At 60.8% G+C, this 26,849-nt stretch carries 28 protein-coding genes and 1 tRNA gene; 19 read left to right on the top strand and 10 right to left on the bottom strand.

Going from position 1 to position 26,849, the window contains the following annotated elements; genetic code table 11:
- Positions 1–331: 331 nt before the first annotated feature.
- The 4 genes from SYN60AY4M2_RS04145 to SYN60AY4M2_RS04135 all read right to left on the bottom strand — a co-directional run bounded on the left by SYN60AY4M2_RS04145 (position 332) and on the right by SYN60AY4M2_RS04135 (position 2,699).
- Positions 332–607 (bottom strand): hypothetical protein, encoded by a 276-nt coding sequence (locus tag SYN60AY4M2_RS04145; protein ID WP_099812344.1) that lies wholly within the window; start codon positions 605–607, stop codon positions 332–334.
- Between the two features lie 100 nt (positions 608–707).
- Positions 708–1,781: an A/G-specific adenine glycosylase gene (gene mutY / locus SYN60AY4M2_RS04140; RefSeq protein WP_099812343.1), complete on the bottom strand. Its 1,074-nt coding sequence runs from the start codon at positions 1,779–1,781 to the stop codon at positions 708–710.
- An 86-nt stretch (positions 1,782–1,867) separates the two neighbouring features.
- On the bottom strand, positions 1,868–2,005 hold the full coding sequence (locus SYN60AY4M2_RS14025; protein WP_041438154.1) for a hypothetical protein: 138 nt from the start codon (positions 2,003–2,005) through the stop codon (positions 1,868–1,870).
- Between the two features lie 361 nt (positions 2,006–2,366).
- Positions 2,367–2,699 carry a CHRD domain-containing protein gene (locus tag SYN60AY4M2_RS04135; RefSeq protein ID WP_011429700.1) on the bottom strand — a complete coding sequence of 111 codons (333 nt, stop codon included), beginning with the start codon at positions 2,697–2,699 and terminating at the stop codon, positions 2,367–2,369.
- A 371-nt stretch (positions 2,700–3,070) separates the two neighbouring features.
- On the opposite strand from SYN60AY4M2_RS04135, the gene SYN60AY4M2_RS04130 reads away from it, so the two are divergent.
- From SYN60AY4M2_RS04130 to SYN60AY4M2_RS04075, 12 genes are all read left to right on the top strand, one after another.
- Positions 3,071–4,291 (top strand): serine hydrolase, encoded by a 1,221-nt coding sequence (locus tag SYN60AY4M2_RS04130; RefSeq protein ID WP_099812342.1) that lies wholly within the window; start codon positions 3,071–3,073, stop codon positions 4,289–4,291.
- 102 nt (positions 4,292–4,393) lie between these two features.
- Positions 4,394–4,675 carry an RNA-binding S4 domain-containing protein gene (locus SYN60AY4M2_RS04125; protein WP_011429702.1) on the top strand — a complete coding sequence of 94 codons (282 nt, stop codon included), beginning with the start codon at positions 4,394–4,396 and terminating at the stop codon, positions 4,673–4,675.
- Positions 4,676–5,221: 546 nt separating this feature from the next.
- Positions 5,222–5,860 carry a DUF2232 domain-containing protein gene (locus tag SYN60AY4M2_RS04120; protein WP_240527718.1) on the top strand — a complete coding sequence of 213 codons (639 nt, stop codon included), beginning with the start codon at positions 5,222–5,224 and terminating at the stop codon, positions 5,858–5,860.
- A gap of 82 nt (positions 5,861–5,942) precedes the next feature.
- Complete coding sequence (locus SYN60AY4M2_RS04115) at positions 5,943–6,500, top strand: hypothetical protein (protein ID WP_011429704.1); 558 nt, start codon at positions 5,943–5,945, stop codon at positions 6,498–6,500.
- 43 nt (positions 6,501–6,543) lie between these two features.
- On the top strand, positions 6,544–7,728 hold the full coding sequence (locus tag SYN60AY4M2_RS04110) for a pyridoxal phosphate-dependent aminotransferase (RefSeq protein ID WP_011429705.1): 1,185 nt from the start codon (positions 6,544–6,546) through the stop codon (positions 7,726–7,728).
- Between the two features lie 162 nt (positions 7,729–7,890).
- Positions 7,891–8,148 carry a hypothetical protein gene (locus tag SYN60AY4M2_RS04105; protein ID WP_011429706.1) on the top strand — a complete coding sequence of 86 codons (258 nt, stop codon included), beginning with the start codon at positions 7,891–7,893 and terminating at the stop codon, positions 8,146–8,148.
- A 323-nt stretch (positions 8,149–8,471) separates the two neighbouring features.
- Positions 8,472–10,097 carry a peptide chain release factor 3 gene (locus SYN60AY4M2_RS04100; RefSeq protein ID WP_099812341.1) on the top strand — a complete coding sequence of 542 codons (1,626 nt, stop codon included), beginning with the start codon at positions 8,472–8,474 and terminating at the stop codon, positions 10,095–10,097.
- 185 nt (positions 10,098–10,282) lie between these two features.
- The gene (locus SYN60AY4M2_RS04095; protein WP_041438899.1) at positions 10,283–11,455 is read left to right on the top strand and encodes an aminotransferase class V-fold PLP-dependent enzyme; all 1,173 of its coding nucleotides are present in this window, start codon (positions 10,283–10,285) and stop codon (positions 11,453–11,455) included.
- A 142-nt stretch (positions 11,456–11,597) separates the two neighbouring features.
- The gene (locus SYN60AY4M2_RS04090; protein ID WP_099812340.1) at positions 11,598–14,237 is read left to right on the top strand and encodes a TIGR03960 family B12-binding radical SAM protein; all 2,640 of its coding nucleotides are present in this window, start codon (positions 11,598–11,600) and stop codon (positions 14,235–14,237) included.
- A gap of 1,025 nt (positions 14,238–15,262) precedes the next feature.
- On the top strand, positions 15,263–17,398 hold the full coding sequence (locus SYN60AY4M2_RS04085; RefSeq protein ID WP_099812339.1) for an Rne/Rng family ribonuclease: 2,136 nt from the start codon (positions 15,263–15,265) through the stop codon (positions 17,396–17,398).
- A gap of 139 nt (positions 17,399–17,537) precedes the next feature.
- The gene (locus tag SYN60AY4M2_RS04080; RefSeq protein WP_206336863.1) at positions 17,538–18,122 is read left to right on the top strand and encodes a ribonuclease HII; all 585 of its coding nucleotides are present in this window, start codon (positions 17,538–17,540) and stop codon (positions 18,120–18,122) included.
- Between the two features lie 17 nt (positions 18,123–18,139).
- A tRNA-Arg gene (locus tag SYN60AY4M2_RS04075) sits at positions 18,140–18,213 on the top strand.
- 63 nt (positions 18,214–18,276) lie between these two features.
- On the opposite strand, the gene SYN60AY4M2_RS04070 is transcribed toward SYN60AY4M2_RS04075, so the two are convergent.
- From SYN60AY4M2_RS04070 to gvpA, 5 genes are all read right to left on the bottom strand, one after another.
- Entirely contained in the window at positions 18,277–18,708 is a 432-nt protein-coding gene (locus tag SYN60AY4M2_RS04070; RefSeq protein ID WP_228375437.1) for an LptA/OstA family protein, read from the bottom strand.
- Positions 18,709–18,777: 69 nt separating this feature from the next.
- Positions 18,778–19,110, bottom strand: a complete 333-nt coding sequence (locus SYN60AY4M2_RS04065) for a gas vesicle protein (protein WP_011429713.1) — start codon at positions 19,108–19,110, stop codon at positions 18,778–18,780.
- A 39-nt stretch (positions 19,111–19,149) separates the two neighbouring features.
- On the bottom strand, positions 19,150–20,034 hold the full coding sequence (gvpN, locus tag SYN60AY4M2_RS04060) for a gas vesicle protein GvpN (protein WP_011429714.1): 885 nt from the start codon (positions 20,032–20,034) through the stop codon (positions 19,150–19,152).
- 88 nt (positions 20,035–20,122) lie between these two features.
- Positions 20,123–21,145, bottom strand: a complete 1,023-nt coding sequence (gvpC, locus tag SYN60AY4M2_RS04055) for a gas vesicle protein GvpC (RefSeq protein ID WP_099812338.1) — start codon at positions 21,143–21,145, stop codon at positions 20,123–20,125.
- Between the two features lie 648 nt (positions 21,146–21,793).
- On the bottom strand, positions 21,794–22,012 hold the full coding sequence (gene gvpA, locus SYN60AY4M2_RS04045) for a gas vesicle structural protein GvpA (protein WP_011429717.1): 219 nt from the start codon (positions 22,010–22,012) through the stop codon (positions 21,794–21,796).
- Between the two features lie 382 nt (positions 22,013–22,394).
- Between gvpA and SYN60AY4M2_RS04040 the strand changes: the two genes are divergently transcribed.
- The 6 genes from SYN60AY4M2_RS04040 (at position 22,395) to aroH (ending at position 25,433) form a co-directional block, all read left to right on the top strand.
- A complete protein-coding gene (locus SYN60AY4M2_RS04040) occupies positions 22,395–22,613 on the top strand; it encodes a hypothetical protein (protein ID WP_011429718.1) in 219 nt (72 codons plus the stop codon).
- 151 nt (positions 22,614–22,764) lie between these two features.
- Positions 22,765–23,448, top strand: coding sequence for a V4R domain-containing protein (locus tag SYN60AY4M2_RS04035; RefSeq protein ID WP_011429719.1), 684 nt, complete (start codon positions 22,765–22,767; stop codon positions 23,446–23,448).
- Complete coding sequence (locus SYN60AY4M2_RS04030) at positions 23,445–23,696, top strand: hypothetical protein (protein WP_011429720.1); 252 nt, start codon at positions 23,445–23,447, stop codon at positions 23,694–23,696. Before SYN60AY4M2_RS04035 ends, SYN60AY4M2_RS04030 begins: the two co-directional genes overlap by 4 nt.
- Positions 23,697–23,741: 45 nt before the next feature.
- The gene (locus SYN60AY4M2_RS04025) at positions 23,742–24,221 is read left to right on the top strand and encodes a hypothetical protein (RefSeq protein WP_011429721.1); all 480 of its coding nucleotides are present in this window, start codon (positions 23,742–23,744) and stop codon (positions 24,219–24,221) included.
- Positions 24,222–24,277: 56 nt separating this feature from the next.
- Positions 24,278–24,967, top strand: coding sequence for a V4R domain-containing protein (locus SYN60AY4M2_RS04020; RefSeq protein WP_011429722.1), 690 nt, complete (start codon positions 24,278–24,280; stop codon positions 24,965–24,967).
- Positions 24,968–25,058: 91 nt separating this feature from the next.
- Positions 25,059–25,433 carry a chorismate mutase gene (gene aroH / locus SYN60AY4M2_RS04015; RefSeq protein ID WP_011429723.1) on the top strand — a complete coding sequence of 125 codons (375 nt, stop codon included), beginning with the start codon at positions 25,059–25,061 and terminating at the stop codon, positions 25,431–25,433.
- Here the strand turns inward: aroH and SYN60AY4M2_RS04010 are convergent.
- The gene (locus SYN60AY4M2_RS04010) at positions 25,430–25,831 is read right to left on the bottom strand and encodes a hypothetical protein (RefSeq protein ID WP_011429724.1); all 402 of its coding nucleotides are present in this window, start codon (positions 25,829–25,831) and stop codon (positions 25,430–25,432) included. The two genes, aroH and SYN60AY4M2_RS04010, sit on opposite strands and share 4 nt — an antisense overlap.
- A 166-nt stretch (positions 25,832–25,997) precedes the next feature.
- On the opposite strand from SYN60AY4M2_RS04010, the gene SYN60AY4M2_RS04005 reads away from it, so the two are divergent.
- Positions 25,998–26,780: a Ycf66 family protein gene (locus tag SYN60AY4M2_RS04005; RefSeq protein WP_099812336.1), complete on the top strand. Its 783-nt coding sequence runs from the start codon at positions 25,998–26,000 to the stop codon at positions 26,778–26,780.
- Positions 26,781–26,849: the final 69 nt, after the last annotated feature.

Here is a 26,849-nt window from a genome sequence, read left to right as displayed (position 1 = left end):
TTTTAAGTTTTGGAGTCTCTGATACATTCACGCTGAACTCTCCTGAACATGGTTCAGGAAAGAAGCGATCCCATCCTGCCTATCTCTGAGCAGGAAGGCGGTATCCCGCAAAGCCCTGAGGAATACCCCCCGAGCGCTTTCCCCCTTCACTTCCCGGCAACCGTTGCGGTGGACTCAAGGATCAGGGGGAAACTTGGTCTACTATATCCCTCTCAATGACTTTTGCCAAACCGCCTAAAGCTCAGTAAATTCAGCAAAGTTCAGGGTTTTGGGGGTTAGAGGCATGCTCTCCAGTTGGCGAAAGGCTCCACCCGGCACGAATGCCACCCCTTTAGACGCCACGAAGTTCTCGATATTTTCTGGCCCGTTCCTCGGCTGGATCGGGGGCTTGAGCTTTGGCAACTGCCTCCTCCAGTTGGGCCATCACCGTCTCTGCCGGTTCAGCGGAGCGGACGACGTAAAACATCAGGTTAATGGCTTCGTTGGCCGTCAGTTTGAGGGTTTCTTTTCCCTTGGGCACCAGCGCGATCTTGCCATCTGTGGTTGTGATGGCTGTGTGGGATCCCTTAGCCAGAATCTCCCCAGCTTTTTCCAGAGTGACAAGCATATCCGTAGCTCACGGCAGCAGGACATCTACTATCCTATCGAATGTCTTGGGGTAAACGTTCCAGAAGGGTCTAAGCCATTTGGCGGATTGGGTGGGTTCATCATGGGTTGCCATGCTCTGCCAGCCAAGCATACAAGTGGGGAAACAACTTTTGATTGGCTGCCGGAAAGGGAAATTGCGACAGCTCCGCCGGCTCGACCCAGCGCACTTCGCTGCATTGCAGGGCTTGAGCTTCTCCGCGCAAATAGCGGCAGATAAAAGCAATAAGGGTGATGGTGAAATGGGTGTAGGCATGTTCGATGGTGGCCAGCGGAGCCACCACCTCAATGTCGATGCCGATTTCTTCTTTCACCTCCCGCACCACACACTCCGCAGGGGTTTCTCCCGGCTCGATTTTGCCGCCGGGGAACTCCCACAGGCCGCTGAGCATGGAGCTTTCCAGCCGCCGATCGATGAGGATCTCTTTCCCTCGCAAAACGATGGCCACCGCGATCTGTTTGTGAGGGCGCGAGGGACGGGGCTCAGACATAGGCAGGTGTTGCTGTTGACCTCGATTGTAGGCAGCGCAATCGGCCTGCCAAGGACATTGGCCACAGCGAGGCTGCCGGGGCCGGCAGATGGTCGCGCCCAAGTCCATCAGGGCCTGGTTAAAGGTGCGCGGCTGCTCGGGATCCAGCAACTGCTGCGAAAGCCGCCACAACAGGGGCAGACAACGGGCCGGCGGCTGGGGCAAAGCCACCAGGCGGGCCAACACCCGCTTGACGTTGCCCTCCAAAATCGGCAGGGGCAGGTCAAAGGCGGCGCTGAGAATGCCGCCAGCGGTGGTGCGCCCGATCCCCGGCAGCGCCAGCACCTGCTCCAGATTCCTGGGAAACTGGCCCCCGTGTTCCTGCATCAGGATTTGAGCAGCTCTGTGCAGATTCAGCGCCCGCCGGTAGTAGCCCAGCCCTTCCCACAGTTTCAGCACTTGTTGCTGCGGAGCCGTCGCCAACTCTGGGATCCCGGGCAGAGCCTCCATCCAGCGCTGAAAGTAGGGGATCACGGTTGCCACCTGGGTCTGTTGCAGCATCACCTCCGCCACCCAAATGGCATAGGGATCCCGCGTGCGTCGCCAGGGCAGATCTCGACCCTGCTGGCAGTACCAACGCTGCAAGGACTGCCGCAGGCGCTGCAAAACTGCGCTGCTCCAACCTAGCGACTGCTCGCCAGCAACCGCAACCTCGGACTCTCTTCCAGTCCGTCGAGAAGGAACCTGGGATCTCAAGCCGCGTAAGCGAAGTGCAACGCCCACCAGATCAGGGCCGAGACCACCCCCGCCACAATGCTGGCCGAGATCAGAACCACAATTGGGCTATCCGCCCCCTTGAACCTCATAATGCCGCGGTTGTAGTCAGCCATTGTTGCCTCCCACCAGCTTCGGCTTTGGGGTGTCGAGGATCTCACTTGGGATACGTGTCGCGATGGGGAAACTCCGTTATCGACCAACCCCCTCATCTCTAGGATAGCCAATTTGGCCCGGATCCGAGCCGCCCCCCAAAGAGGGATCCCCGTCGGGCAAGCCCTACCGCCTCCGCTGGTCGCAAAAGTTAGAGCACAGGAGCCGCCCAGGCAGAGGCTTGGGCAGCCAACTTCCCTGCTATTTAGACAACCTGCCGACGGCGGGACCCTGCAAGAGACAGTCCACCCGGCCCAGCAGGTATAAAAGGTGCCCTCGCAGGGCTCCGCGCCGCCTAGGCGGCTGAGAAGTCGCCTCTCAGGTTTAGCGAGGGAAAACCACCTGGGCCCGCAACTCGCCGGCAGGATTGGCTTGCGTATGGATGTTGAGGTAGTAGGCCCCGGCCAAGAAGCTGGAGACCTGCTCAACAGATAGGGTACGGGCGGTTTGGTTTAAAGTGACCACAGCACTGCCGCTGGCGGAGCTGGGCACCGCTACCGGCGGTACTTCGGCAGCAGGAGATAGGGTCAAGGTAGCCGTAGAGACTACAGCTCCCGGCGCAGGGGTCGCCGAGTTGCTGCTCCCGCAGCCGCTGAGAAACAAGTCAGCAGCTAGGCAGACGCCCCAAAAAGTTTTGAAGACAAAACGAGGCCGCAAGGCCGAATCCAGCAAAAGCGTCAACAATATGGAAAAAGCTCCTCGGTCGGAGAACAAGCCACCTCAAGTACGGAGCAGGCCGAGCTTCGGATTCACCCTCGGAGAACAAGGTCGCGATTGCCTGAGGAGTTGCCCCTGTTTCTCCGCGATCTTCTTCTCGAGGGGCTTCCCAAGAGGTCGAAGCAGCCCGACTGCCGACTCAGGAGGGGTGGAGGGCCGGAGATGGCCAAGCTCCAAAGCTCTCCCTCGCCAAACTTTCCCAAGCCAGGTTCGCCGATCTGTGGGTTTAATTGAACCGGGCTCGCCGGCGCAAGTTCAGTAAAATTGTCGCGATATCGGTCATCAAGACCTTCGTTGGGGCAGTCGTTCTTATGGCGAGGACAGGGGAGGGGAAAGGCAGCAGCTTAGCTCGAGAAAGGTCTCGGGATCCGGTGCGTCGTCAGCGCCGCTTCACTCAGGCTGCCTCCCCTTCTCGCCACTTGCTGCCTGCTCCGGCTGCCGAGGGATCCCTCTTGGCTTCCCGCCCCCAACCGCTGCGCCTCTCTCGCCAAAGAGCCATTGCCCGGATGCGCCAACGAGCTGCCCAGCCTCGCCGCCTGAGGCGGTCTCCGGCCCTGTTGGAGGTGTTGTTGCGAGGCCTGGGCCTCAGCCTGATGTTGGGCCTGACGATGGCTGGCCTATCGCAACTGCTGCAATCGACCACTCCTGCCCGGCCAGAACAGGATGCGATGCAGGAGCTCCCCTCCACCTTGCCCACAGACCTGTTAAGAGGACAGGAAATCCCCGCTTTGCAGGAGCGCTTGGCTGCTCTGGCCGATCAGCCGGGCCTGACAGCAGGAGCCCTGTTCTGGGAGGTGGAAAGCGGCGCCTTTGCCGGGGTGAGGCCGGATCAGGTTTTTCCTGCCGCCAGCGTCATCAAGATCCCGATTCTCCTGGCTTTTTTGCAGGCAGTGGAAACGGGTCAGGTGCGGCTGGACGAGAGGCTGACTTTGAGAGAAGACCTCAGGGGCGGGGGAGCTGGCGTATTGCAGACCCGTCCCCTCGGATCCCGGGTCTCTGCTCTGGAGGCAGCTACCCTCATGAGCACCATCAGCGACAACTTCGCCGCCAACCTCATCATCGATCGCCTCGGCGGTCAGGAAGCCCTCAACCAAAAGTTTCGCCAGTGGGGGCTGCAGCACACGCAAATTTCCTGGTGGCTGCCGGATTTGGAGGGCACCAACACCAGCAGCCCGCGCGACATGGTCTGGCTGCTCAGCCAGGTGGAGCAGGGGCGAATGCTCAGCCGCCGCAGCCGCGACCGCTTTTTGGACATCCTCTGGCGCACGCAGCGGCCCTCCTATTTTCGCCCCAACTTGGGCCAAGAGGTGCGCATTGCCCACAAGACGGGAACTCTCAGGTCGGTGGTGGGAGATGCCGGCATACTCGATTTGCCCAACGGGCGACGCTACGTGGCAGCAGTGTGGGTAAAGCGGGAAACTCCCAACGATCCCAAAGCCGAAGAGCTAATCGCCAAACTCTCCCAGGCTGCCTATGAGTTTTGGTCTGCCGAAGGCGAGCCCACCGCTTCGGCTGCTGCCGATAGCCCGTAGCCCTAGGGGATCGCCCATCCCGGCAGAGCAGCAGCGTCAAAATTAAAAAGTTGGATCTTAAAAAGTTGGATCAGCCAACATCCAAGCCAGAACGGTGAGGTTATGGCCGAGACTCTTCCCCCTTCCCAAGCTCCTCCAGCAGGGGATCCCCTTATCAAACTGGATCAATTTCTCAAGCTGACGGGAGTTGTGCCCACCGGCGGGCAGGCCAAGCAGCTCATCCAGGCGGGGCAGGTGCGGGTCAACGGCGAGGTGGAAACCCGGCGAGGGCGCAAGTTACGCCTGGGGGATGAGGTGGCAGTAGCGGGCCAAGTTTGGCAGGTGGGCTGGGATGGGAAGAGGATCCAGAGCTCTGCCACAGGGGGAGGTCGGGTCTGCCTCTAGTCAGTCAGGGTTTTGCTGAGAAAAACTGTTCGCGTCAGCGGGACGGCGTCCTTACGTTTCAGGGATGCTCAAGAACCACAAGTTGGTAGGCAGCATTGCTGACTGTGGGTTCTATGAGTTTCGGCGACAGCTAGAGTACAAGTGCAAGCTCTAGAGCTGTCAGTTGGTTGTGGTGAACAGGTTCTTCCCTTCCAGCCAACTGTGTTCAAGGCCTACGGCCCGCTGCCGCGAACGACGGGAAGTTACGCCTGTGAAGACTCCTCTGCCCCCCTACATCCCCCCGTATACGGGGGGACTAAGGGGGGGTTGGGCAACCAACGAGGTATGGGTCGTGGAAGTAGAAAGGAAGCAACGACGCTGGACAAAAGTTCGTTTTTGTTTAGCGTTGTGTAAGTCTTGCGGAGCGGCAAGGTCAAGTAGCCGAGCCCTTGCTCCCCAACTGCAACCAACTCCACAACCGCTGACCTAAGCTGGGAACAGTTTTCTTTTCTTTTTCTCGCTGTGCCTGCGTCCCCTCAGCCTCCTGTGCAGCAGGATTTTCCTCCCTTGCCCCCGCCACCTCCCCGCTCTCCGGCTCTAAGGGTGGTGGAGACAGCTTTCTTAGCCAGCACTGCTGCTTTGATCTGGATCTTGAGCTACACGCCGCTGGCCCCGTTTATGCGTCTGTTTTTCCCCATTCCGGTGGCGCTGGCGGTGATGCGCTGGGATCCCCGCACCGGGGCGATGGCGCTGGCGGTCTCTGCTCTGTTGCTGACGGTGCTGATGGGGCCCACGCGCAGCATTCTCTACGTCATTCCCTACGGCCTGCTGGGCTACTGGTGTGCCCGCCTATGGCGGCGGCGCCTTTCCTGGTATGTCTCGGTGGCCAGCGGCGCTGCCCTCAGCGCTTTCGGCCTCGTTTTCCAGTTGCTGCTCTCCTCGCTGTTGGTGGGGGAAAACCTCTGGACTTACGTCACCATCCAACTCACCGGCTTGACCAACTGGCTGCTGGATGTGTCTCTGGCCAGGCTGGGCGTGTACTGGGTGGCAGAACCCTGGATGGTTCAGGTGGTGGTGGCAGGGTTTATCGCCTTTAACTCCCTGGTCTACGTCTTCACGGTGCATTTGGTGGCAGCTCTGGTGATGGAGCATTTCCGCTGTCCGCTGCCGCCGCCGCCGAAGTGGGTGCAATTTTTGCTGGATTAGCAGCCGCCTATACCTCTAAGGTGACTACCGCCATGGGATAAACTTGTAGACCCTACCCCCATAGCTTCTACCCCTGTTCCTGATGAACCCACTGCCCCCTCCTGCCTACCCCTACCAGTTCCGCGCCCTGGGCTTGATCAAGGGATCCCTAAAATCGATCCCGCAGACTTATGCTCAGGCGACGCTGGTTGCCGCCGATGGCGTAGAGTATCCGGCCACCCCTGGCCGCGCGGAGCTGCTGCGCCCTTTCACCTATTGCATCGAGAGCGGCCACACCTACTGGTACTACGTGCAGCCGCAGCCGCGGTCGGGCGGCACTTTGGGCCTGAGCGTTATCCGCATCCTGGCCTTGCCGGAGGAGGAGCAAGATCCAGATCTGGACGAGCCCTTTCTGCCTGCCCCCGAGGATGTAGAGGAGGGCTTTAACATTCGCGGCATCGTCGAGCCCCACGACGGCTTCATCTGGGTGACGGTGCGGCGCAAGCCCCAGGGGAACAAGCAATTCCCCCCCCTGCAGCTGCGTCTGGAAGGGTTCTTGCCGGGGGCCGTCGCCGGCGAGTTTTGGGATCTGTTGGCGGAGCGGGAGGGTCATAAGCTGCTGCTGGTGGATGGCAGCCGCCTCTTGACAGCGGTGGCCTAACTGCCTAAAACTAACCCAACCTGCTACCCCAGATCCCCAACTGATGGTGTCTGCTGCCGGCTTGTCCCAACGGGTTGCTCGTCTCTCTCCTTCCGCAACGCTGTCGATTTCGGCTCTGGCCAAGGCCATGCGGGCAGAGGGTCTGGATGTCTGTATCCTGAGCGCTGGCGAGCCGGACTTCGACACCCCTGAGCACATTCGGGCTGCCGCCATCCGCGCCCTGGAAGAGGGCAAAACCCGCTACGGCCCCACTGCCGGGATCCCCACCCTGCGCCAGGCGGTGGCAGACAAATTGCGCCGAGAAAACGGCTTGGACTACAGCCCCGACCAGATCCTGATTAGCAACGGCGGCAAGCAAACCCTGTTTAACCTGGCCATGGTGCTCCTGGATCCCGGCGACGAGGTGATCCTGCCCGTCCCCTACTGGGTTAGCTATCCCGAGATGGTGGCTCTGGCCGGGGCCAAGGTGGTGCGGGTGGAGACGCAAGAGGGCCAGGGGTTCAAGCTCACCGCCGACCAACTGCGCCAGGCCCTCACCCCCCGCAGCAAGTTGCTCATCCTCAACTCGCCGGCCAACCCCACCGGCGCTGTCTATCACCGGCAGGAGCTGGCAGCTTTGGCAGAGGTGATCCTCTCGGTTCCCCATCTCTATGTGGTCTGCGATGAGATCTACGAAAAGCTGGTTTACGGCCAAGCCCGCCACATCAGCCTGGGATCCCTTTGCCCTGACTTGATGCCGCGACTGATCCTCAGCAGCGGCTTCGCCAAAGCCTATGCCATGACCGGCTGGCGGATTGGCTACTTGGCGGGCCCTAAGCCCATCATCGAGGCGGCCATCAGCCTGCAAAGCCACAGCACCTCCAACGTCTGCACCTTTGCCCAGTACGGCGCCCTGGAGGCTCTCACCAGCCCCCTCTCGGCGGCAGCGGTGGAGAAGATGCGCCAAGAATTCTGGCAGCGACGGGATCTGATGGTGCAAGGGATCCGCACCTTGCCGGGGGTGACTTTCCCGGAGCCGGAGGGCGCATTTTATGTGTTTGTCAACATCGGCCAAACCGGCTTGGGTTCGGTAGAGTTTTGCCAACGGCTGCTCAAAGAACATCACGTGGCCGCCGTGCCGGGGGTGGCCTTCGGGGCAGAGTCCTACATCCGCCTCTCCTATGCCGCCGACCGCGCCACGCTTGAAAAAGGACTGGAACGGCTGCACCGCTTCCTGTCTTCCCTCTGAGGGGGCAGGAGGAGGGCTGAAGACAAGGGCTGGCCGAGACTTCTCTACAAAACGGTGGCGCAGCAAACCAACAGCAGGGGCTGGTGCCTGGCAGAGGCAGGAGAAGACTCTTGGCTCAGGCCTACCGTGAAGTCCTCGAGGCGATGCTGAGGGAGCGCTAAGATGGCTCCCACCCAAAAGTCTCCCAAAAAATTGCCCGCTGGCTTTACCCTCAAATGGTCTGCCGAGAGTGTGGAAAAGCTGGGATCCCTCTTGCCGGGCGAGATCTTGCTGGCAGTCCTGCTGGACCATTGGGAGCAACTGCCCAAAGCATTGCAACAAGAGTGCCTGCTGCAGGCCCACCGCATTCGCGTGGAACGGCTGGTGGTCAGCCAAAACTTCACCATCGCCACCATTGAGCAACTGCTAAGCAACTGTTGAACGAGACCCGTTGATCCCGATCCGCTCGGTGGGAATTCCGCTCCAAAGGATCTCTGTCCTAGAGTGCCAGGCAACGGCAGAACCACGTCCTGTGCTACGGTCAGAGTAGGTTAGTGCTCTTCCCCGGCTTTTCAACCTGTGCTCCCTCCCCCGCTAGCGGACGGCCATCCCAGCCTCTCTCTTTTCTACTCCTCGCTAAAGCTCTCCATCGTCTGCGAAGCAGCAGCAGGGCAGCAAGGGGAGTGCCATCGCTATTTTTTAAGGGTCGCATAGCGTCAGCGCGCTGTGAGACGAGCGGGTTTTGATTGGAGCACTTACTTCTTATGAAAGCAGTGGACTTGGCCAAAGCTATCCAGCAACGGCGCACCTTCGCCATTATTTCCCACCCCGATGCCGGGAAGACCACCCTTACGGAAAAGCTGCTGTTGTACGGGGGGGCGATTCAAGAAGCAGGGGCGGTGAAGGCCCGTCGCGCCCAAAAGCGGGTTACCTCCGACTGGATGGAGCTGGAAAGACAACGGGGCATTTCCATTACCTCGACTGTGTTGCAGTTTGACTACCGCAACATTCGCCTCAACTTGCTCGATACTCCCGGCCACCAAGACTTCAGCGAAGACACCTACCGCACCCTGGCGGCGGCTGATAACGCTGTGATGCTAGAAGACGCCGGCAAAGGGCTAGAACCCCAGACCCGCAAGCTGTTTGAAGTCTGTCAACTGCGGAAGTTGCCGATCTTTACCTTCATCAACAAGATGGATCGCCCCAGCCGGGATCCCCTCGAGCTGATGGACGAAATCGAGACGGAGCTGGGCCTCAAGCCCTATCCTGTAACCTGGCCGATTGGCTCAGGGGAGCGCTTCACAGCTTTGTTTGACCGGCGGACTCAGGAGTTTCACTTCTTTGAGCGAGTCTCGGGGGGGCGGCTGCGGGTCAAAGATACCGTCGTTAAACTCGGGGATCCGCAAATTGAAGAACTGATTGAAAAGGATCTCTATTACCAATTTAAAGAAGAGCTGGAGTTATTGGATGGCCTCATGCCCAGCTTGGATCTCAAACAGGTTCATGCTGGCCAGCAAACCCCCGTCTTTTTCGGCAGCGCCATGACCAACTTTGGGGTGGAGCTGTTTCTCAATGCGTTTATCGAGTACTCCCTGCCGCCAATGCCCCACGAGAGCACGGCAGGGCTGATCCCACCCGAACATCCTGAGTTCACCGGCTTTGTCTTTAAGCTGCAGGCCAATATGGATCCCCGCCACCGGGATCGCATTGCTTTTGTACGCATCTGCTCCGGTAAGTTCGAGAAGGACATGGTGGTCAACCATGCCCGCCTCAATCGCCCCATCCGTCTCTCCTATCCCCAAAAATTGTTCGCCCAAGAGCGCATCTCCATCGATGAAGCCTATCCTGGCGATGTCATCGGCCTCAACAACCCCGGCATCTTCAGGATTGGGGATACCATCTACACCGGCCCGAGGTTGCGCTACGCCGGGATCCCCAGCTTTTCGCCGGAGCTATTTGCCTATCTGAAAAATCCCAACCCCTCCAAGTTTAAACAGTTCCAGAAGGGGGTGGCGGAGCTGCGGGAAGAAGGGGCGGTGCAGATTATGTATTCCCTCGACGAGTCGAAACGGGATCCGATCGTGGCGGCAGTGGGCCAGTTGCAGTTTGAGGTGCTGCAGTACCGCCTGGAACACGAATACAATGTTGAAACCCGACTGGAGATGCTGCCCTACACCCTGGCCCGCTGGGTAGAAAACGGCTGGGAAGTCCTCCAGAATTTCCCCAGCCTGTTTAACACCCTCATTGTCAAAGACATTCAAGATAGGCCGGTTCTCCTCTTTAAAAACGAGTGGACCTTGCAGCAATTTATCAGCAGCAACCCCAAAATTAAGCTGAGCAAAATTGCTCCCATCGCGGATCTTGGCCCCGAATCCAAGGACGGCTCCTAAGGCCACTCAGAGCAACCTTCTCCGGGAACCTGCAAGTTCCGCTACCTGACCAAAGCTTTGCTGCTGTCTGGGATCGGGGTTGACATCTTCTCGCTGCCTGGCAATCTCGTTTTTGTAGATCCCAGCAATTTCTTTTTCTTCTTTTTTGGGTCATGCTTGCCAGGTCTTATTTCCAAGGCAAACCCATGGCAGTCGATAAACCGCTTTGCGACCGCTCGTTGTGGGGGCTGGATCCGCAGGCTATTTTTTTGAATCACGGCTCCTACGGCGCGACCCCGAAAACGGTGCTGCAGGCCCAGCGAGCCTGGCAAGAGCGCCTAGAGGCCCAGCCGGTACAGTTTATGGGGGAAGAGCTGCCGCGGGCTTTGCGGGCGGCGGCGGCAGAGCTGGCCCAGTTTGTTGGGGCTGAGCCTGAAAACCTTGTGTTTGTGGAAAATGCCACCGGCGGCGTCAATGCCGTGCTGCGCTCGCTGTCGTTTCGGCCAGGGGATCAGATCGCCTACACCAGCCACAGCTATGGGGCCGTCCGCCAGGCGTTGCGCTATGTCTGTGAACGCTGGGGGGCGGTGCTGGCGGAAGCCCAGGTTCCCTTTCCGATTGCGGGGCCGGAGCAGGTTTTGGCGGCGTTTGCGGCCATTCTCACCCCCCAGACTCGGCTGGCGGTGCTGGATCACCTCACCTCGCCCACGGCTCTGGTCTACCCCTTGGCGGAGCTGATTGGCCTCTGTCGAGAGCGCGGGATCCCAGTCTTGGTGGACGGGGCCCATGCGCCGGGGGTTCTCCCGTTGGAGTTGGAAAGCTTAGGAGCCGATTGGTACACCGGCAACGCCCACAAGTGGCTGTTTGCCCCCAAAGGCTGTGCCTTCCTGTGGGTGGCCCCCCACCGCCAGGCCCAAACCCATCCCCTGGCCATCTCCCACGGCTACGGGCAAGGGTTCACAGCCGAGTTCGACTGGGTGGGCACCCGCGATCCCAGCGCCTGGCTGGCCATCTCGGCAGCCCTGGCCTTTATCCAGGAGCTGGGGGTGGAGAGGCTGCGCCAGCACAACCACACGCTGCTGCTGCAGGCGCGGCAGGTGCTCTTGGAACAATTGGAAGGGATCCCACCTGCCCCGGAGCGGATGCTGGGCTTTATGGCCACCCTGCCCCTGCCACCCTTCTGGCAACAGTGGATCCCGGAGCTGCCTTTGGCGGAGCGGGCCCGCCGCCTGCACGACTACCTCTGGCAGGTGCACCGCATCGAGGTTCCCATCCTTCCCTTTGCCGGGCAGCTTTGGGTGCGCATCTCGGCCCAGGTCTACAACCACCTGGCTGAGTACGAACAGTTGGCGCTAGCCTTGCAGCGGCTGCCGGAGTGATGTGCGCCCTCACCCCCAACCCCTCTCCCTCCGGGAGAGGGGAGATGGAACGGTCTCGCCACCCCCGTCTTGGGTTTGGGTTGCCGGGAAAGTTCGGCTAGAGTCAGATCAGTAGCTGCGTTCACTTCTTGCTCGGATCCTCATGCTCTCTCTGGCTGCCACGCAAGCCCATCTAGGCCCGATCGATCTGGATCGCCTGCTCACGCCTGAGATCCAGCGGCCAGCCCGCTACCTGGGGAAAGAGTTCGGCGCCGCCCACCGCCCCTGGGAGTCGGGGCGGGTGCGGTGGGTGCTGAGCTACCCGGAGCTGTACGAGGTGGGGGCCTCCAACCTGGGCCACCTCATCCTCTACAACATCCTCAACGCCCAGCCAGACCAGTTGTGCGACCGCACCTACCTGCCGGGACCGGATCTGGCGGCCCGGATGCGGCAGTTGCAGATCCCGCTGTTTGCCGTAGAATCGCGCCGCCCCTTGCGCGCTTTCCACATCATCGGCTTCAGCCTGGCCTACGAGCTGGGGGGCACCAACATCTTAGAGATGCTGGATCTGGCCGGGATCCCCCTCAAATGGTGGGAGCGCCAGCCCTTTACCCCGCAAGAGTGTCCCCTGATCTTTGCCGGCGGGCCCACCGCCACCTCCAACCCAGAGCCCTTTGCCGACTTTTTCGATTTCTTTGTCTTCGGGGATGGGGAAGAGGTGCTGCCGGAGATCGGCCAGGTGCTGGCTCAATCTCTAGCCAAGCCCCGCCGCGAGGTGCTCTTGGAGCTGGCCCAGGTGCCGGGGGTGTATGTGCCCCAGTTTTACGAGGGGATCCCGCCCCGCCCCATCGTGCCCGGCGTGCCGGAGCGCATCCGCCGCCGCGTGGCCCTGCCCCAACCGCAGTACTCCATTGGCCTAGTACCGCTGGTGGCAACCGTCCACGACCGCCTGGTCATGGAAGTGCGGCGCGGCTGTACCCGCGGCTGTCGCTTTTGCCAACCCGGCATGCTCACCCGCCCGGCTCGCGATGTGGATCCGCAAGCGGTGGTGGAGGCGGTGGTGCAGGGCCTGCGCAAAACCGGCTACAGCGAATTTTCCCTTTCTTCCCTCAGTTGCTCCGACTACCTCTCCCTGCCGGCGGTGGGGGCCGAGCTGCACAACCGCCTGCTGGGGGAGCACGTCGCCCTCTCGCTGCCCAGCCAGCGGGTGGATCGCTTCGATGAGCAAATTGCCGCCATCATGAAGGGATCCCGCCGCTCGGGGCTGACCTTTGCCCCAGAAGCCGGCACGCAACGGCTGCGGGACATCATCAACAAGGGTCTTAGCGATGTTGACCTCATTCGCGGCATTCGCACCGCCGTCCAGGAGGGCTGGGACAAGATCAAGCTCTATTTCATGATCGGCCTGCCGGGAGAGACTGACGCCGATGTCATTGGGATTGCCCGCACGGTTGAGATGCTGCAGCGAGAATGTGCGGCCTTGGGTCACAAGAAGGTGGAGTTTACCCTCACGGTCTCCAACTTTGTCCCCAAGCCCCACACCCCCTTCCAGTGGCACCGGGTGGACTACGCCGACGTGCAGCGCAAGCAGGCCTTGCTGCAAAGGGAACTGCGGCGGCTGCGGGGAGTCAAGGCCCACTTTACCGATATTCGCTTTAGCATCCTGGAGGACTTGATTGGCAAGGGGGATCGCTCCCTGGGCCGCATGATCGAGCAGGCCTGGCGGGCCGGCGCCGGCCTGGACGCCTGGTGGGAAAACATCGACGCCGCCTATGCCGCCTGGGTCAAGGCCTACTGCGGCGAAGCGGTGGATCCCAGCGCCGATCCGGTTGCCCTCTGCGCCCATCTCCCCATGCGCGAATTGGGCCTGGAGGATCCCTTGCCCTGGGATCACATCGATACCGGCATCGACAAAAAATGGCTGCAGAAAGACTACCGCCGCGCCCTGGAAGCCATCACGGTGGAAGACTGCTCCTTTGAGAAGTGCTCCGCCTGCGGCATCTGCGGCCCCGGCTTTGGCCACAACATCGTCATCCCGCCCCCGCCCGTCCCACCCCTGCAAAGCCGGCCCACCCCCACCCCAGATCCCCTGGAGCCGCAGCCGCCCGCCCAGCGCTTCCGCATCACCTACGGCAAAACTGGGGATCTGCGCTGGCTGGGCCACCTGGATCTGATGCGGCTGTGGGAACGGGCCTGTCGGCGAGCGGGGCTGCCTCTGGCCTTTAGCGGCGGTTACCACCCCATGCCCCGCCTGGCTAACGCCAACGCCCTGCCCATCGGCCAGGAAGGCTATGGGGAGATCCTCGATCTGGAACTCCTGGCCCGCCCCGGGGCTCCCTTTACCCCGGAGGAGCTGCGCGCCCTGCTGGCCGAGCAACTGCCCCCCGAAATTCCCATCCAGGCCATTCAAGAGATCGGCCTGCGGGATCCCTCGGCTACCGAAGCGGTTTACGCCGCCGAATATCAACTCAGCGTGAGCTGCGAGTTGCCCGAAGCCGACTGGCCGACCTGGGTTACCCAGATCCTGGATGCGCGGGAAATTTGGATTGAAAAATCCACCAAATCCGGCAAACCCTGTCGCTTCAACGCTCGCCCCCTGCTCTACTACCTGGAGTTTCAGGGCCTGGCCCCCGACGGCAGCGCCCGCCTCCTCTACCGCGGCAGTTGCCGCAACGACGGCGCTTACCTGCGGCCCAATCAACTCGTGCAAATGGCCGAGTCCTTGGGCTTGCCCCGCTGGACGCTACAGATGGCCAGGCGGCTGCGTCTGCTGTGGCAAGACGGCACCTCCGATCCCGACTGAGGAGCGGCCTCAGGATCGACCGGACAAAAAGGAGACCAAGGCTGGGCTCTGCCCCTGTCTGGAGGGGGGGATCCGACAGGCGCTATGTTGTCTATTGCTGGCTTCTGCCGCTGCGGAGCTTGCCGGGATCAACTTGGCCAAAGGCAGGGCAGGCAGCAGGCAACAGTTTGATCGGATTCTGAAATGGAGACCCAGAAGGATAGCTTGGCGGCCCTGTACTTTAGTTAGTACGGTGCGGAAAAGCCCGCAAGCAACTTCGGTTGCTCGCCAATGGTGCTCAGGGAGTTAGTATACTTGTTGATGAGGCGTACCGTTTCCAGGCGAGCACCTAATCACGGTGAAAAACCCGACCGGTGGCAAGCGCCGAGGAGATGTCAACGTCTCAACCAACCTGATCAGAAAAGGTAAGCAGAACCTTGGAACTTTGCCCCAAGGAACTGTCCAGAGGCGGCTTGACAACGCCTTTACGAGTTCGTCTGTGGACTGCGTAAGAATCCCCCGCTTTCAGGCGGAGGGAGTGTCAACCCTAACTCAGTACCCAGGGCAGGTAACGGGCGCAACAGGGCCCAGTCGATAGGCGGTACAGAGAGGTGTGCCCCTGTGGCCTGGCTCTAGCACTATATTTTTTCTCCTGAGAAGGTGTTTCTTTCCGCGTGCAAACCCTGTCTTTCTGTGGATCTAGGCTGGCACGATTGGGGTTCTGCCACGAACCATCGTCTAATCTCTTCTGGGATATCTGAGGCGGAGGGGTGTCATCTTGCCTCCTGAGCCTATCCATCAATCCCCATGCAAATCCCACCCAATCCTAAGGATCCGATGAGCTTGGACTCACCTCATCAATGGTGGAGTGGAAGCCCAGCAAATCGGTCATCCTCCGTCAAAGCAGAGCTTAGGGTAATGGACAGCCTCATGATGAATCGATTCTGGCTAAAAAAACTTGAGCGGATCCCGCCAAAAGGACAGCGCCTCGCCGCAAGGAGGGTTCAATCCACAACCGCAGGCCCTGGGGGCGGGGAGGAACGTTAATGCCCAGGCAGATTGTAATTGATGAGCAACACCGCGTCGCTGCTGTTTTTGCCGAAGACCAAGTCCAAGAGCTGATCGTTGCCAGTGGCACCTACCAGGTGGGAGACGTCTACGTCGGGATCGTCGAGAACGTCCTGCCCAGCATCGACGCTGCCTTTGTCAACATTGGCTCCGGCGAACGCAACGGGTTTATTCACGTCAGCGACCTAGGCCCGCTACGCCTCAAGCGCAACCATGCCTCCATCTCGGAGCTGGTTCTGCCACAGCAAAAGGTGCTGGTGCAGGTTATGAAGGAGCCCACCGGCAACAAAGGGCCACGCCTCACCGGCGATCTGGCCTTTCCAGGGCGGTACTTGGTGCTGCGACCCTACGGCAAAGGGGTTCATCTGTCCCGCCGCATCGAGGATCGGGAAGAACGCAATCGCCTCAAGTCGCTGGCTATTTTGATCAAACCCCCCCAGATGGGCCTGTTGGTGCGCACCGAGGCCGAGGGGGTGTCTGAAGAGGCGATGATCGAAGACCTGGAGCAATTGAAAAAGCTCTGGGAGGATATTCAACAGCAGTATCAGGCGGCACGGGGTCCGGGGCTGCTCAGCCGAGATGACGATTTTATCCAGCGAGTGCTGCGGGATGTCTACTCGGAGGACGTCAACCGCATCGTTACCGACTCGCCGGCAGGGGCGAAGCGGGTGCGTAGCTATTTGCAAGGTTGGAACAAGGGCCAGATGCCGCCCGGTATTGTGGTCGATGCCCACCGCGAACCCACCCCCATCCTGGAGTATTTCCGGGTCAATGCAGTCATCCGGCAGGCGCTGCGACCCCGGGTGGATCTCCCCTCCGGCGGCTACATCGTCATTGAGCCCACCGAAGCCCTGACGGTGATCGATGTCAACTCTGGCTCTTTCACCCAATCGGCCACCTCTCGCGAGACAGTGCTGTGGACCAACTGTGAGGCGGCTACCGAGATTGCCCGTCAACTGAGGCTGCGCAACATTGCCGGCGTGATCGTGGTGGATTTCATCGACATGGATTCCCGCCGCGACCAGTTGCTGGTTTTGGAGCACTTCAACAAGGCCCTCTCCAGCGACAAAGCTCGCCCCCAGGTGGTTCAGTTGTCGGAATTGGGGCTGGTGGAGCTCACCCGCAAGCGGCAGGGGCAAAGCCTTTACGAGATCTTCGGCCACTCTTGTCCTACTTGTGAGGGGCTAGGGATCCTGGCCCGCCTGCCAGGAGCTGAGCCAGGACGGCTGTTGACGGTCGAAAGTGGCCTGCCGGTAACGTTGCCCACTGAGGGGGAGGACGGTTCCAGCCCAAGCCTGCTCCAGGAGGGCGACTCGCAGCGGGCGGGCCTGCGGCTGGGGAGCAATGGGGTGTCGCGAACCGAAGGCCGTGTCTCCCTGAGCCGCTCCCGTACTGCCCCAGAACAGCGACCGGATCTGGAGGAATCGCGAATTGAGGTGGGGCGCAAACGCTCCCGCGACGAGTGGGTGGATCCCCGCGTAGGCCAGCGCCCGGTTTCCCGGAGCGGAGAGGCAGAAGGGGGCAGTCTGGAGGTGCCTGGGGAAGATCTCTTGCAGCCGGCAGGGGGCGGGGCGGAGCAGAAGCGCAAAGAATCCCGGCGTCCCAGCCGGGGAGAAGATGGGGAAGAGCAGGGCTCCCACAGAGACCAGCCTACCGCGGGGCGATCCGCTCGCGCCGGTGGGGTGGAGTCCTCAGAAAGCCGTCCAGCCCGGCAAGCCATTACTGTGGAGATGACCCCCTTGCAACAGCGGGTCTACTCAGAGTTAGGGCTGTCGCCGCTGTTGCTTCTGGATCAGCCACCGCCCTCGGGCCGCGACACGGTGGTTATGGTGGCCCTGCCGGGCACTGTAAAGATGGCCAGCCCGGAAGAGGCGGAGGCCGGTGCAACTTCTGCCAACGGCACGGCGGAGACGGTTGCCCCTGAAGCCGCAGCTTTGCCGGAGCAGGAGCCGGTAAATACTCTTCCCCCGCCAGCACCCTCCGAGCCGCAAACTCCTCCGCCTGTATCATCGACGGCGGAGCCGCCGGCAACGGTGACGCCCCAGGAGGTAGTCATCGACCCGTCTCAGCAATCTCCGGCGGCCTCCAGACGACGGCGCTCCCGCAGCAGCTAGCCGGCCCGCTGAGCCCGGGAGCAAACCTCGCCGTTGGTCGGTTGGCTCGGTCAAGAGGATGGTTGGCTCCGGAGTTGGGGGTGTGGACAAGGTGGTGCAGCCCAGCCTGAAGTGGGAGGGATCCCTGTGGCAACAGGGGATGCGGCGGGTGGCAGGCGTGGATGAGGTGGGGCGGGGGGCCCTGGCGGGGCCGGTGGTGGCGGCGGCGGTGATTTTGCCGGCCCATCTGGATCCGGAGGCGCTGTCAGGGGTGAGAGACTGCAAACAACTGCGCCCGCCGCAGCGCGCCCACTGGGCGGAGCGGATTGCCCAAGTAGCCCTGGCCGTAGGCATTGGCAGCGCCTCTGCCGCCGAGATCGACCAGCTCAACATTCGCCAGGCCACGCTGCTGGCCATGCAACGAGCTCTGGCGCAGGTGGGGGAAGTGGAGCACATCCTGCTGGATGGGTTGCCGTTGGCAGAGCTGGGATCCCGGCAGACGGCCCTGGTCAAAGGGGATCAGCTTAGCCTCTCCATCGCCGCCGCTTCCATCGTGGCCAAAGTCTGGCGGGATACCCTGATGCAGAGCTGGGATCACCAGTACCCCGGCTACGGCTGGCGCACCAACGTCGGCTATGGCACGCAGGAGCACCGACTGGCGCTGCAGCGCTTGGGGCCAAGCCCCCAGCACCGCCGTAGCTTTGCCCCCCTGCGAGACTTGCAGGCAGGCGAAATTGGAGGGTAGGATAGAGTCCACGTACTGCCCACGTAGCTCAGCGGACTAGAGCACTGGGTTCCGGTCCCAGGGGTCGGAGGTTCGAATCCTTTCGTGGGCGTTTCTTCCAGAAGCAGACAGCGAAGGAGCACTTCTCTCAGCAGGATCTGGATCTAAGCCTTAGCTAGGGGCTCGCAGTGGGTTCTGGTAGCACATAAACGGACTCCACCTGGCCTCCTGCTGCTGGCACGGCCTGGATGGTGCCTTTTTCGATGTGATAGATGACTTTTTCTGCTTGCAACTGATTTTCCCCTTGGCGGATGGTGACCTGGCCCTCCAGCTCGATCCGCTGCTCCCGGCTGTAGTACACCGCTCTCTGGGCGCGGGCCGTGAGGCGCTCGGCGGGAAAGCTGAGGGTGACATTGCCGGTGGCTACAAACACCCCCGTGTTGGCATTGGCCTCCTGGACATCGGCGCTGATGCTGAGGGCACGCGGGTTTTGCCCCCAAGCCAGGCTGGGGATCGCCAGCAGCAGCGCCACCCCCACCGCCCAGGCTACCCCCCTTAGCTGGCACCTGTTTTTCTGCTCAAGGTCGATCCCGACCGCCATGCGCATCACCCCAATCAAACCACCCCACCTGCCAGTCTAGCCCGGGATCCCTGGCCCCGCTGGCGGGGCAGCGCGTTAGTCCTTACCATTTCCTCCCTTGGGCAGGCCTTGGGCCAGTTGCTTTTCCAGCTCGCTGACCCGCTGCAGTAACTGGCGGTTGGTTTCCAGCAGCTCGCGGGCTTGGCTGCTGAGATAGGGATCCGATTCCCACCAGTTGATCCCAATCTCCTTGGCCTTGTCCACCGAAGCGATCAGCAGCCGAATGCGCACATTGAGCAGCTCCACATTGCCCACCGAAACGGTGATATCCCCGGCGATGACAATCCCCTTGTCCAAAACCCGCTCCAAGACATCGGCCAGAGAGGAGCCATGCGTTGCCGTGGCCAGGGGTTGAGAGGTAATAGGCACAGAGAATTTCCCTCCAAAGTGTGCGAAAGCATACAAATATCAGCCGGGCAGTTGATCCAGCAAATAGTTGAGCACCTGGGCTCCTTCCTCGTAGCGCTTGCCGGCCCTGGGCAACAGCACGTCGGCGCACAGAGCGCGAAAATCGGCATTGTCCTTGCTCACCGCCAGCTCGTGCTCCTTGACAATGCGTCCGATCATCAGACAACTGCGCAGGCTGGGGTGGCGGGTCAGATCCAATTTGCGGCGAAAAGCGCGGACGATGTGGACGATCTTGAGCGCATCAGGGGCAGAGAGACCGATGCGCGCGGTGAGGATCTCCTTTTCGGTCTCGATATCCGGCTCGCCGATATCGATGGTGATCATCCGATCCAGCAGCGCATCCTGGGCCTTGTGAACTCCGGTGTATTCCTCTGGGTTGGAGGTGAAGATGGCCCGGAACTGGGGATGCACCCGCAGATACTCCGAGCGGTTGCTGTCCGGCGGCAACACCAGCAGCCTCTCTTCCAAAGCGCTCAGGAGGGCGTTGTTGGCCTCCGGGCGGGAGCGGTTGAACTCGTCGTAGATGAGGGTGAACCCCTCGCGGCAGGCCAAGGTGAGGCGGGCATCCACCCAGCGCTGCTGCACATCCTCCTCCGTCTTCACCACCGAGTGGATAAAGTTGTCCACCACCCGCCGATGGGTAAAGCCGGTGCGCCCCCCGATCAGGTCGGAAGAATCGAAGCGATCGTCGCCGTAGATCAGCATGATGGGACGGCCCAGCAGGCTAGCCAGATGCATCGCCAGGGTAGTCTTGCCCGTGCCCGAAGGGCCCCGCAGATGCACCGCAAAACCCGATTGCAGATAGCGCAAAGCGCGGCGGGTAATCCGCTCGATGTAAGGAGTGTTTACGAACTGGCGGGGACGCGCCTGCAGAACCGTGGCCATAGCAATACCCAACTCTCAATTGCCTTGACGCTCTTGCCTCGACTATAGCGGCAACGGTCTTCTTGCGCTCACAGGTGTTAGGCCGGGATCAGATGGCAACCGTCGCTGACACCATACGCCGCAAGGTGGCCAGGATCTCGGAGGGATCCACCCCCAGATCCACCGCACCGCGGGCCAGCAGATCCCGCACCCGCTCCCGATCCCCGATCACCTGCAGCAAAGTTAGATCGGGAGCCTGCGCTTGCAGGTTGGTTACATAGTTGTTGACGTAGGCCATGATGCGATCCGAACTTGCCTCCTGCGGGGGCGCGGGCCGAACTGGAGCAGGTTCAGGTGGTGGCGGAGTCACCACAGGCTGAGGGGGAGGAGGAGCCGCCTCTTCTGAGACCGCAACCACAGGCTTTGGCAGGGAAACCTCAGCCGAAACCGTTTTCGAGGCATTGGCCGAGCTCTCAGACTTTTCACCTTCCAAGCCCTCAGAAGGGATGATGGGTTGGGCCTCTGGGATCCCATTCCCCCAGACCTGCTCGTGCAACGCCCTGCGGAAAGCCGCCAAAGCTTGCCGCAGAGCCTGGGCCTCTGCCCGCTGATCCTGAGCGACCTGAGCCAGCTCCTGCCGCGCGAGCTGCTGCAAAGCCTGTACCCGCTGCCGCAACTCAGCATAAAAAGACTGGCGAGCTTGTCGAGTTTGGCCGGCCATGGTCTGCCGGGCCTGTGCACAGGTGCTCAGCAATCTCCCCACCGTCGCTGTCAAGTTGGCTTGAAAAGTCTGCAGCTCCTGCTGCTGGGCCTGCGATTGGGCGGCTCGCTCTTGAGCCATGCGGGAGAGAAGCTCCGCCACCGCTTTGACCCGCTGGGCCACAGCCTCCATGCGAGAATGCTCGTCCAAGGCCCGCTGCGCCGCCCGGCTCTGGTTGAAGCTCTTCAGTTGCCTACGGGTTTGCTCCCTCTGTTGCCGGATTGCCTCTTGTCGTTCCCGGCGGCGTTGCTCCAGCTCGGCTATCAGAGCTCGGTGCTGCTCCAGACGCTGCTGCCGGGATTGACTGAACAAACTTTGATTCTGGGCCACCCGTTGGTTGTGGGCCATGGCCCACTGTTCCCGCAAACTCATGGCGCTCCCTCTCTCCTGTTGGTTTTTACTTTGACACTCCCACCGCCTAAAGGCGGGGGATTCTTACGCAGTCCACAAAAGAACCCGTAATGGCGTTGTCAAAGCGCCTCTAGACAGTTCCTTCACGCAAAGCCCCAAGGTTCTGCTGACTTTCTTAAGCAGGTTGGCGGCAGCATTTGCCTCAGCGTTGACCAACCACCCCTTTGCCGTTTGGTACAGGCCCCGCTTGACACGCTTTCCAGAGGGTCTCCACCCGTCGGGTTTTTCACCATAACTAGGTAGCCCATCTCCATCTAGGAAGCTTGCCTGCGAGCTGTACGCCTCCTCTACCTCAATAAATTCAATGCCATAATGCTGACTACCCTTTTGTGTGGGTCAGGGGCACTACGGCCTTTTTCCCTTCTCCCAGATAGCTGGCTTCGGCACTTGCGTGGCAATGCAAACCGGCAGGCCGCACAAGTCCTCCACCTGGGAGCGGGAATAGCCGGGCTGTTGGTCGGTCAAAGTTGGCCAGAACTGAGCAAAGCGAGGCAGAGACTCTACCCTGGTCCCTGCCTCACTAGCCACCTGCTTCGACAGGACTGCCAAGCCATAGCGGCTGCGGGAGGCAGCTGCCGCCTCTTTACAAGTGGCTGAAGACGGCCAGACTTAGACGGCAGGGGCAGCAGCAGTAGCCGTCAGGCCCACCGCCTCGGCGTATTTCAGGTAGGTTTCCACCGAAGCCACGACAACGCGAGCTTCAATGGCCAACAGCTCGATCCCCACCAGAGAAACCCGCACCCAGGCATCGACCACGATCCCTTTGTCCAAAATGCGGTCGATCACTTCGGCCAGGCTGGAAGAAGAGTTCACTTTCTCAACTGCCATGACGATCTCTCCTGCACTGATGATGGTTGGATGGTTGAAGACGAATCGGCGGCAAAATTGCAGGTTGGAAGGGATCCTAACCTTGGATCGGCCCCCTGGGGTAACACCCGCCCCTTGTATCACCCCAGCCCCATTGTGCTGGCTTTTTTCGGGGAGAACACCCGTAGATTCGCTTAAAAAACGTGACGGGCTGACAAGAGTCGCCGTCTCCTCCGAGCGCCACCCCCCCTTCATAGTACCCGCTGGTAGAGAAAATGGGTCAAAGGGTGAGAGCGTCCCGGGGAGAGGCCCTCAAGTCAGGGTGCGGGCCGGCAGGGATCCCCTATACTGAGAGCAGTGCGCTTGCCGACATGCCGTCCTTCCGCTGGCCAAGAGGGCTGCTGTGACCGAGTTCAACACCGGGATCCCAAGCGTGCGTCGCCTGCAGCGGGTGATCCGGGATCGGGAAATCGTTGAGGTTAAGCTCAATACCGGCGATGTCTTCGTCGGCCAGTTGCGCTGGCAGGATCCCGACTGCCTTTGTTTGGCCGACGCTGAGGGACAAGAATCGCTGCTGTGGCGCTCCGCCATCGCCTTCGTCAAAGTCAGACCTCCCTCCTAAACCCAAACCCCTGCAGCCCTTGGCCGTCGCTGGCTTCCCGGCGGCAAGGGTTTCTTTGGCGCACCTATCGACAGCTCTGGCCAAAGCCCCCGGCGAAAAGGCTATGATTCAGCAAGAAGTGTGAAAAAATTTACCCTCCTCCCCTCTAGCCATGTCAACCGGCCCCATCGAGCTTGCCCTGCAACCTGTCGCCCAGCGGCATAACCACTACAGCCGCGAGGATTTTTTTCGCTTCGACCGCTCCCAGGGATCCCTAGTAGACTGGACGGGCGCGCGCAACGTCTTGGTAAGCGAGGATTTTATCCTAGGTTTGCAACAGGGCCTGGAAGAAGAAGTGGGGGATGCCTCGGCCTCCTTGATGTACACCATTGGCCGCGAGTGGGGCCGCAACGATGCAATCCACTTCTCCCACTGGTTTGAGGAAGAGTATCGGCGCAAACCCAAGCAGAGCCACCTGATGTTCCTCTTGGAAACCTGGTGGTGGCCCTTGACCTCGCAAGGCTGGGGGCGCTGGGAGGTGGAGACCGAGAGCCGGCGGCAGGGGTTTATTTTTATCAACCTCTTTGACTCCGCCGTGGCCCGCACCCTGGGGGATGTGGGCAAGCCGGTTTGCCATCTCTACGCTGGCTTATTTGCCGGGTTTTTCAGCGCCATGGTGGAACGGCAGCTCAACTGCATCGAGATCCAGTGCTACTCCATGGGAGAAAGCTACTGTAAGTTTTTGCTCGGCAGCAAAGATCGCATCGATGCGGCTGCCTTTTGGCTCAACGAAGGGGCCAGCGCCAGCGAAATTGCCCAAAAGTTGCGCTCCGGTCAAGGAGTGACCAAGCCATGACAGCAGAGGTTTTTCTGGAAGAATCGGTGCAGAGCTTTTTTGCTCGCCTGAATTGGGATAACCGCCCTCTGCAAGACCCCTCGCTGCCCATGCCTTTTGTACGGGTGCGAGAGCATTTTGCCTCCATCCCCTGGACGGGGGATCCCCTGGCTTTGGCGGCCCGTTCCTTGGGATCCCTCTCGGCAGCGCTGCCGCCCCAGCCTGAAGAGGAACCGATTACTTTGGCCGATTTATTCAGCCTGTTTTGAACGCCGACACCCGCTGAGCACCCACCAACACTTTGGAGAAGTGAGATGGTGAGCCCACTGGAGCAGATGCTAATTGAGGCCGAGGCCCGCTACCTCACGCCGGAGCAACTGGAGCAGCTCAAAGCCTATGTGCTCGGCTGGCCAAAGCGGCTGCACGTGTACCGGGTCGTACGGGAAGGGGAGAGCCAGATGGTGAGCCGCACCCTAGACACCCTTCAAAAGGAGATGCCCAATCTTTCTCCGCAAACGGTAAACCTGTGCCGGCGGCACCTGCTCCTGTTGCTGCGTCAGAGCGCCCTGGCCATGTTGCTGCAGGACGAAAACCTCTTGAAGGAGCGGCTGATCGAGTGGATGGAAGAGGAGGTGCGCCTGTACGAGCTGCAGAGCGTTTATGAGGTAGTCCATCGGACTTTTCAGCAAGAGCTTAGGGATCACCTAACTCCCGGCGAACTGGAGTTCATCCGCCCCTGGATCACCCAGGTGCAGGCAGCTTTGCTCTCTTTAAACGGCCTCAAATCCGCCTAGAACCTTCCCCACCGCCTTTTGGTAACTTACCGATACTGATAACCCAGGGATCCCCTATGGCCAGCACCCCCCCCATCCCCAGCAGCCTCGCCGACTTTGACCCCTACACGCCTGTTTTGGCCAACTATTACGCGCCCAGCGCCTATCTGCAAGGCGATCTGGAGTCCGGTTTGCTGGAAAGTCGCCACGGCGACCGGCTCTTGGCCCTTCCAGAAGCATTGCTACGAGGCATCTACACCGGCTTGGAATACGAGACAGGGCAGGCCGCCCGCCTGGTATTGCGCAACTGTGGCCGTATGTGGGGCAAAGAGTTTTTCCGCCGCTTTGCCCAGGAGCTCTCCGACTACTACCAGAAGCCTTTGTCCGAGCTGGAGATGGGGCTCTTTTTACAAAATCTCAAACAAGCCTGGAAGACCCACGGCTGGGGGCTGATCGACATCGACTGGACCTACAAAAATCAGGGGGTGCTGGTGGTGTCGATCCGCAACTCTCCCTTTGCCGCTGCCACACCCCCCCACTTCAAGCGCCCGATGGGCTTTTTGGAGGCAGGGCTGTTGGCCACCTGGTTTAGCCAGCTGACCGGCCAGGATCTGGGCTGTGTGCAAACCACCAGCGAGGCTTTGGGAGCGAAGAGCAACTTGTTTATCTTGACCGCTGCCGCCCGCCTCAAGGAAGGAGAGGCCTGGGTGGACTCCGGCCTCAGCCACGACCAGATCCTGGAGAAGTTGTTACAGCCCGCCCCGTAACCAGATCCAGCAGCGGGATGGGATCCCGTCGGGACGAGTCTGTATAATTCTCTGGAAGCAGGACGAGCTCAAGCGCTTGAGGGTGTAGCCATTGGGGTGGCGGGTCAGAGCAATCCGAGGGGCCATCACCGTTCCGGCAAACACTGCCGAGGCCATTGGCGCTGCGGTGAACGAGCTACTGGACGCCCTGGAACATCGCAACGCCATCAATCCGGCGGAGTTGGTGAGCGTCATTTTCTCCGTTACCCCCGATCTCAACGCGGCCTTTCCTGCCCAATTTGCCCGCCGCCGCCCCGGCTGGGAGTTGGTGCCTCTGTTGGACGTGCAACAAATGGACGTCAACGGCGCTCTGCCCCGTTGTATCCGCGTTTTGATCCAACTGAACACCCCGCTGGCCCAGGCTGAGATGCACCACGTCTATCTGCGAGGTGCCCGCGAGCTACGGCCTGATCTCAGCCCAGTTTAGGAGGATAGCTTCTCGCGCAGCCGAGCCTCCCACTGTTGCAGTTGCTCCTGGAGAGCGGCCATCTCCGCTTCGCGACGGCTCAGCTCTTGACTTTGCCGGGTCAAAGATTGACGCCAGCTTTCGATCTCCGCCAGGTCGGCCAGGCTGCGGGCCTGCGAGAGGCTGTGCAACATCTCCACCAACTTCATCGCCGCCTCTTCCACCCGCTGCACCTGCCGATTTTCCGCAAGCTCAACCAGCAGCAATACCCCCACGTTGTAGGAGGCTGCCTCCTTAGAGGTAACCCGTTCTGGCTGGCGAAGCGGCGCCCAAACCCCACCCTCGGCTTGCTGGGCCAAGAGCTGCAGCTCCGCCTGGCCAAAAAGACTTTTCTTGTCTACCCGCGCCAGATACAGCATGAAGCCTACTGGAATGTACAGGCCATCCTAGCACCGATCCCCTTCCTTTGAGGGATCCTGCCCTAAAACCGGGATGGTTGTCCCTGGGAGGATCGATGTTAAGATCGGCTGCGAAATGGGTAAGGCCTGACGCCTTCCTGTTTTCAGCAGTTTAGGGATCCCTGGCATGTTTCTCACCCAAAGCCCCTATTTTTTGATGGCAGCGCTGGTGGCAATTGCCAGTGGGGCTATCTTTGCGGTTCGGTTCATCAAGCGAGAGGCTTCCGCAGAGTCGGATGTGATTTTCGCCACGATGGGCCTGATCTATTCCATCAGTTTGCTTCTGGAGGGTCAGCGGCTCATCCCGTTGCTGTTTTTTGCCCAGGTGCTGCTGGCGGTGATAGCTGGCTGGTTTGCCTTCGAAACCTTCCGATTGCGGATCCTCTTGAACGAAAAGGTACGGCAGGGGGGTGGAGTGCGTCCGGTCGTGGGGCCCCGGGGCTTTAGCCGCACCTATCCACCCGATGGCTATGCCCAGACGCGCAGCGTTTCCACGCGGCCTAGCGGATCCCGCATTCGCGACACCTCCTCCGCCAGCCGCTCCATTCCTGAACGCAGCGAGGAGCCAGCTCGTCGCCCGCGGCCCCAACTGACCAGCGATACCCGTGTGCGCCCCCGCCCTCGCCCGGCAGCGGAGGAGTATTACGAGGAGCAAGAGACCCGCTTCCGTCGGGACACCGAGGACGATGAGCCGGATCCCTCTCGCCGCTCGGCTGCCGAGGACTATCCCGAGGATGTGCAGGAAGAACGAGGCACAGTCACCCGCCGTCGTCCCCCCCGTCTGCCTCAAGACCAGGGTGAGAGCTACGTTGAGGAAAAACCTCGTCGTCCTTCCCGCCGTGTTGTCGAGGTGGAATCGGTGGAAGTGCAAGAGGCGGAGCCAGACGAGTACGAAGATGATTTGTTCTGACCTCACCCTCAAGCCGTCCTGGCCTGAGGGCTGCTCCTGCTGAGGCAACTCCCAACCGCCTTGCTCCCG

The sequence above is a fragment of the Synechococcus sp. 60AY4M2 genome (assembly GCF_002760375.1).
Taxonomy (GTDB): Bacteria; Cyanobacteriota; Cyanobacteriia; order Thermostichales; family Thermostichaceae; genus Thermostichus.
This window is presented reverse-complemented; position numbering and strand designations above follow the sequence as displayed.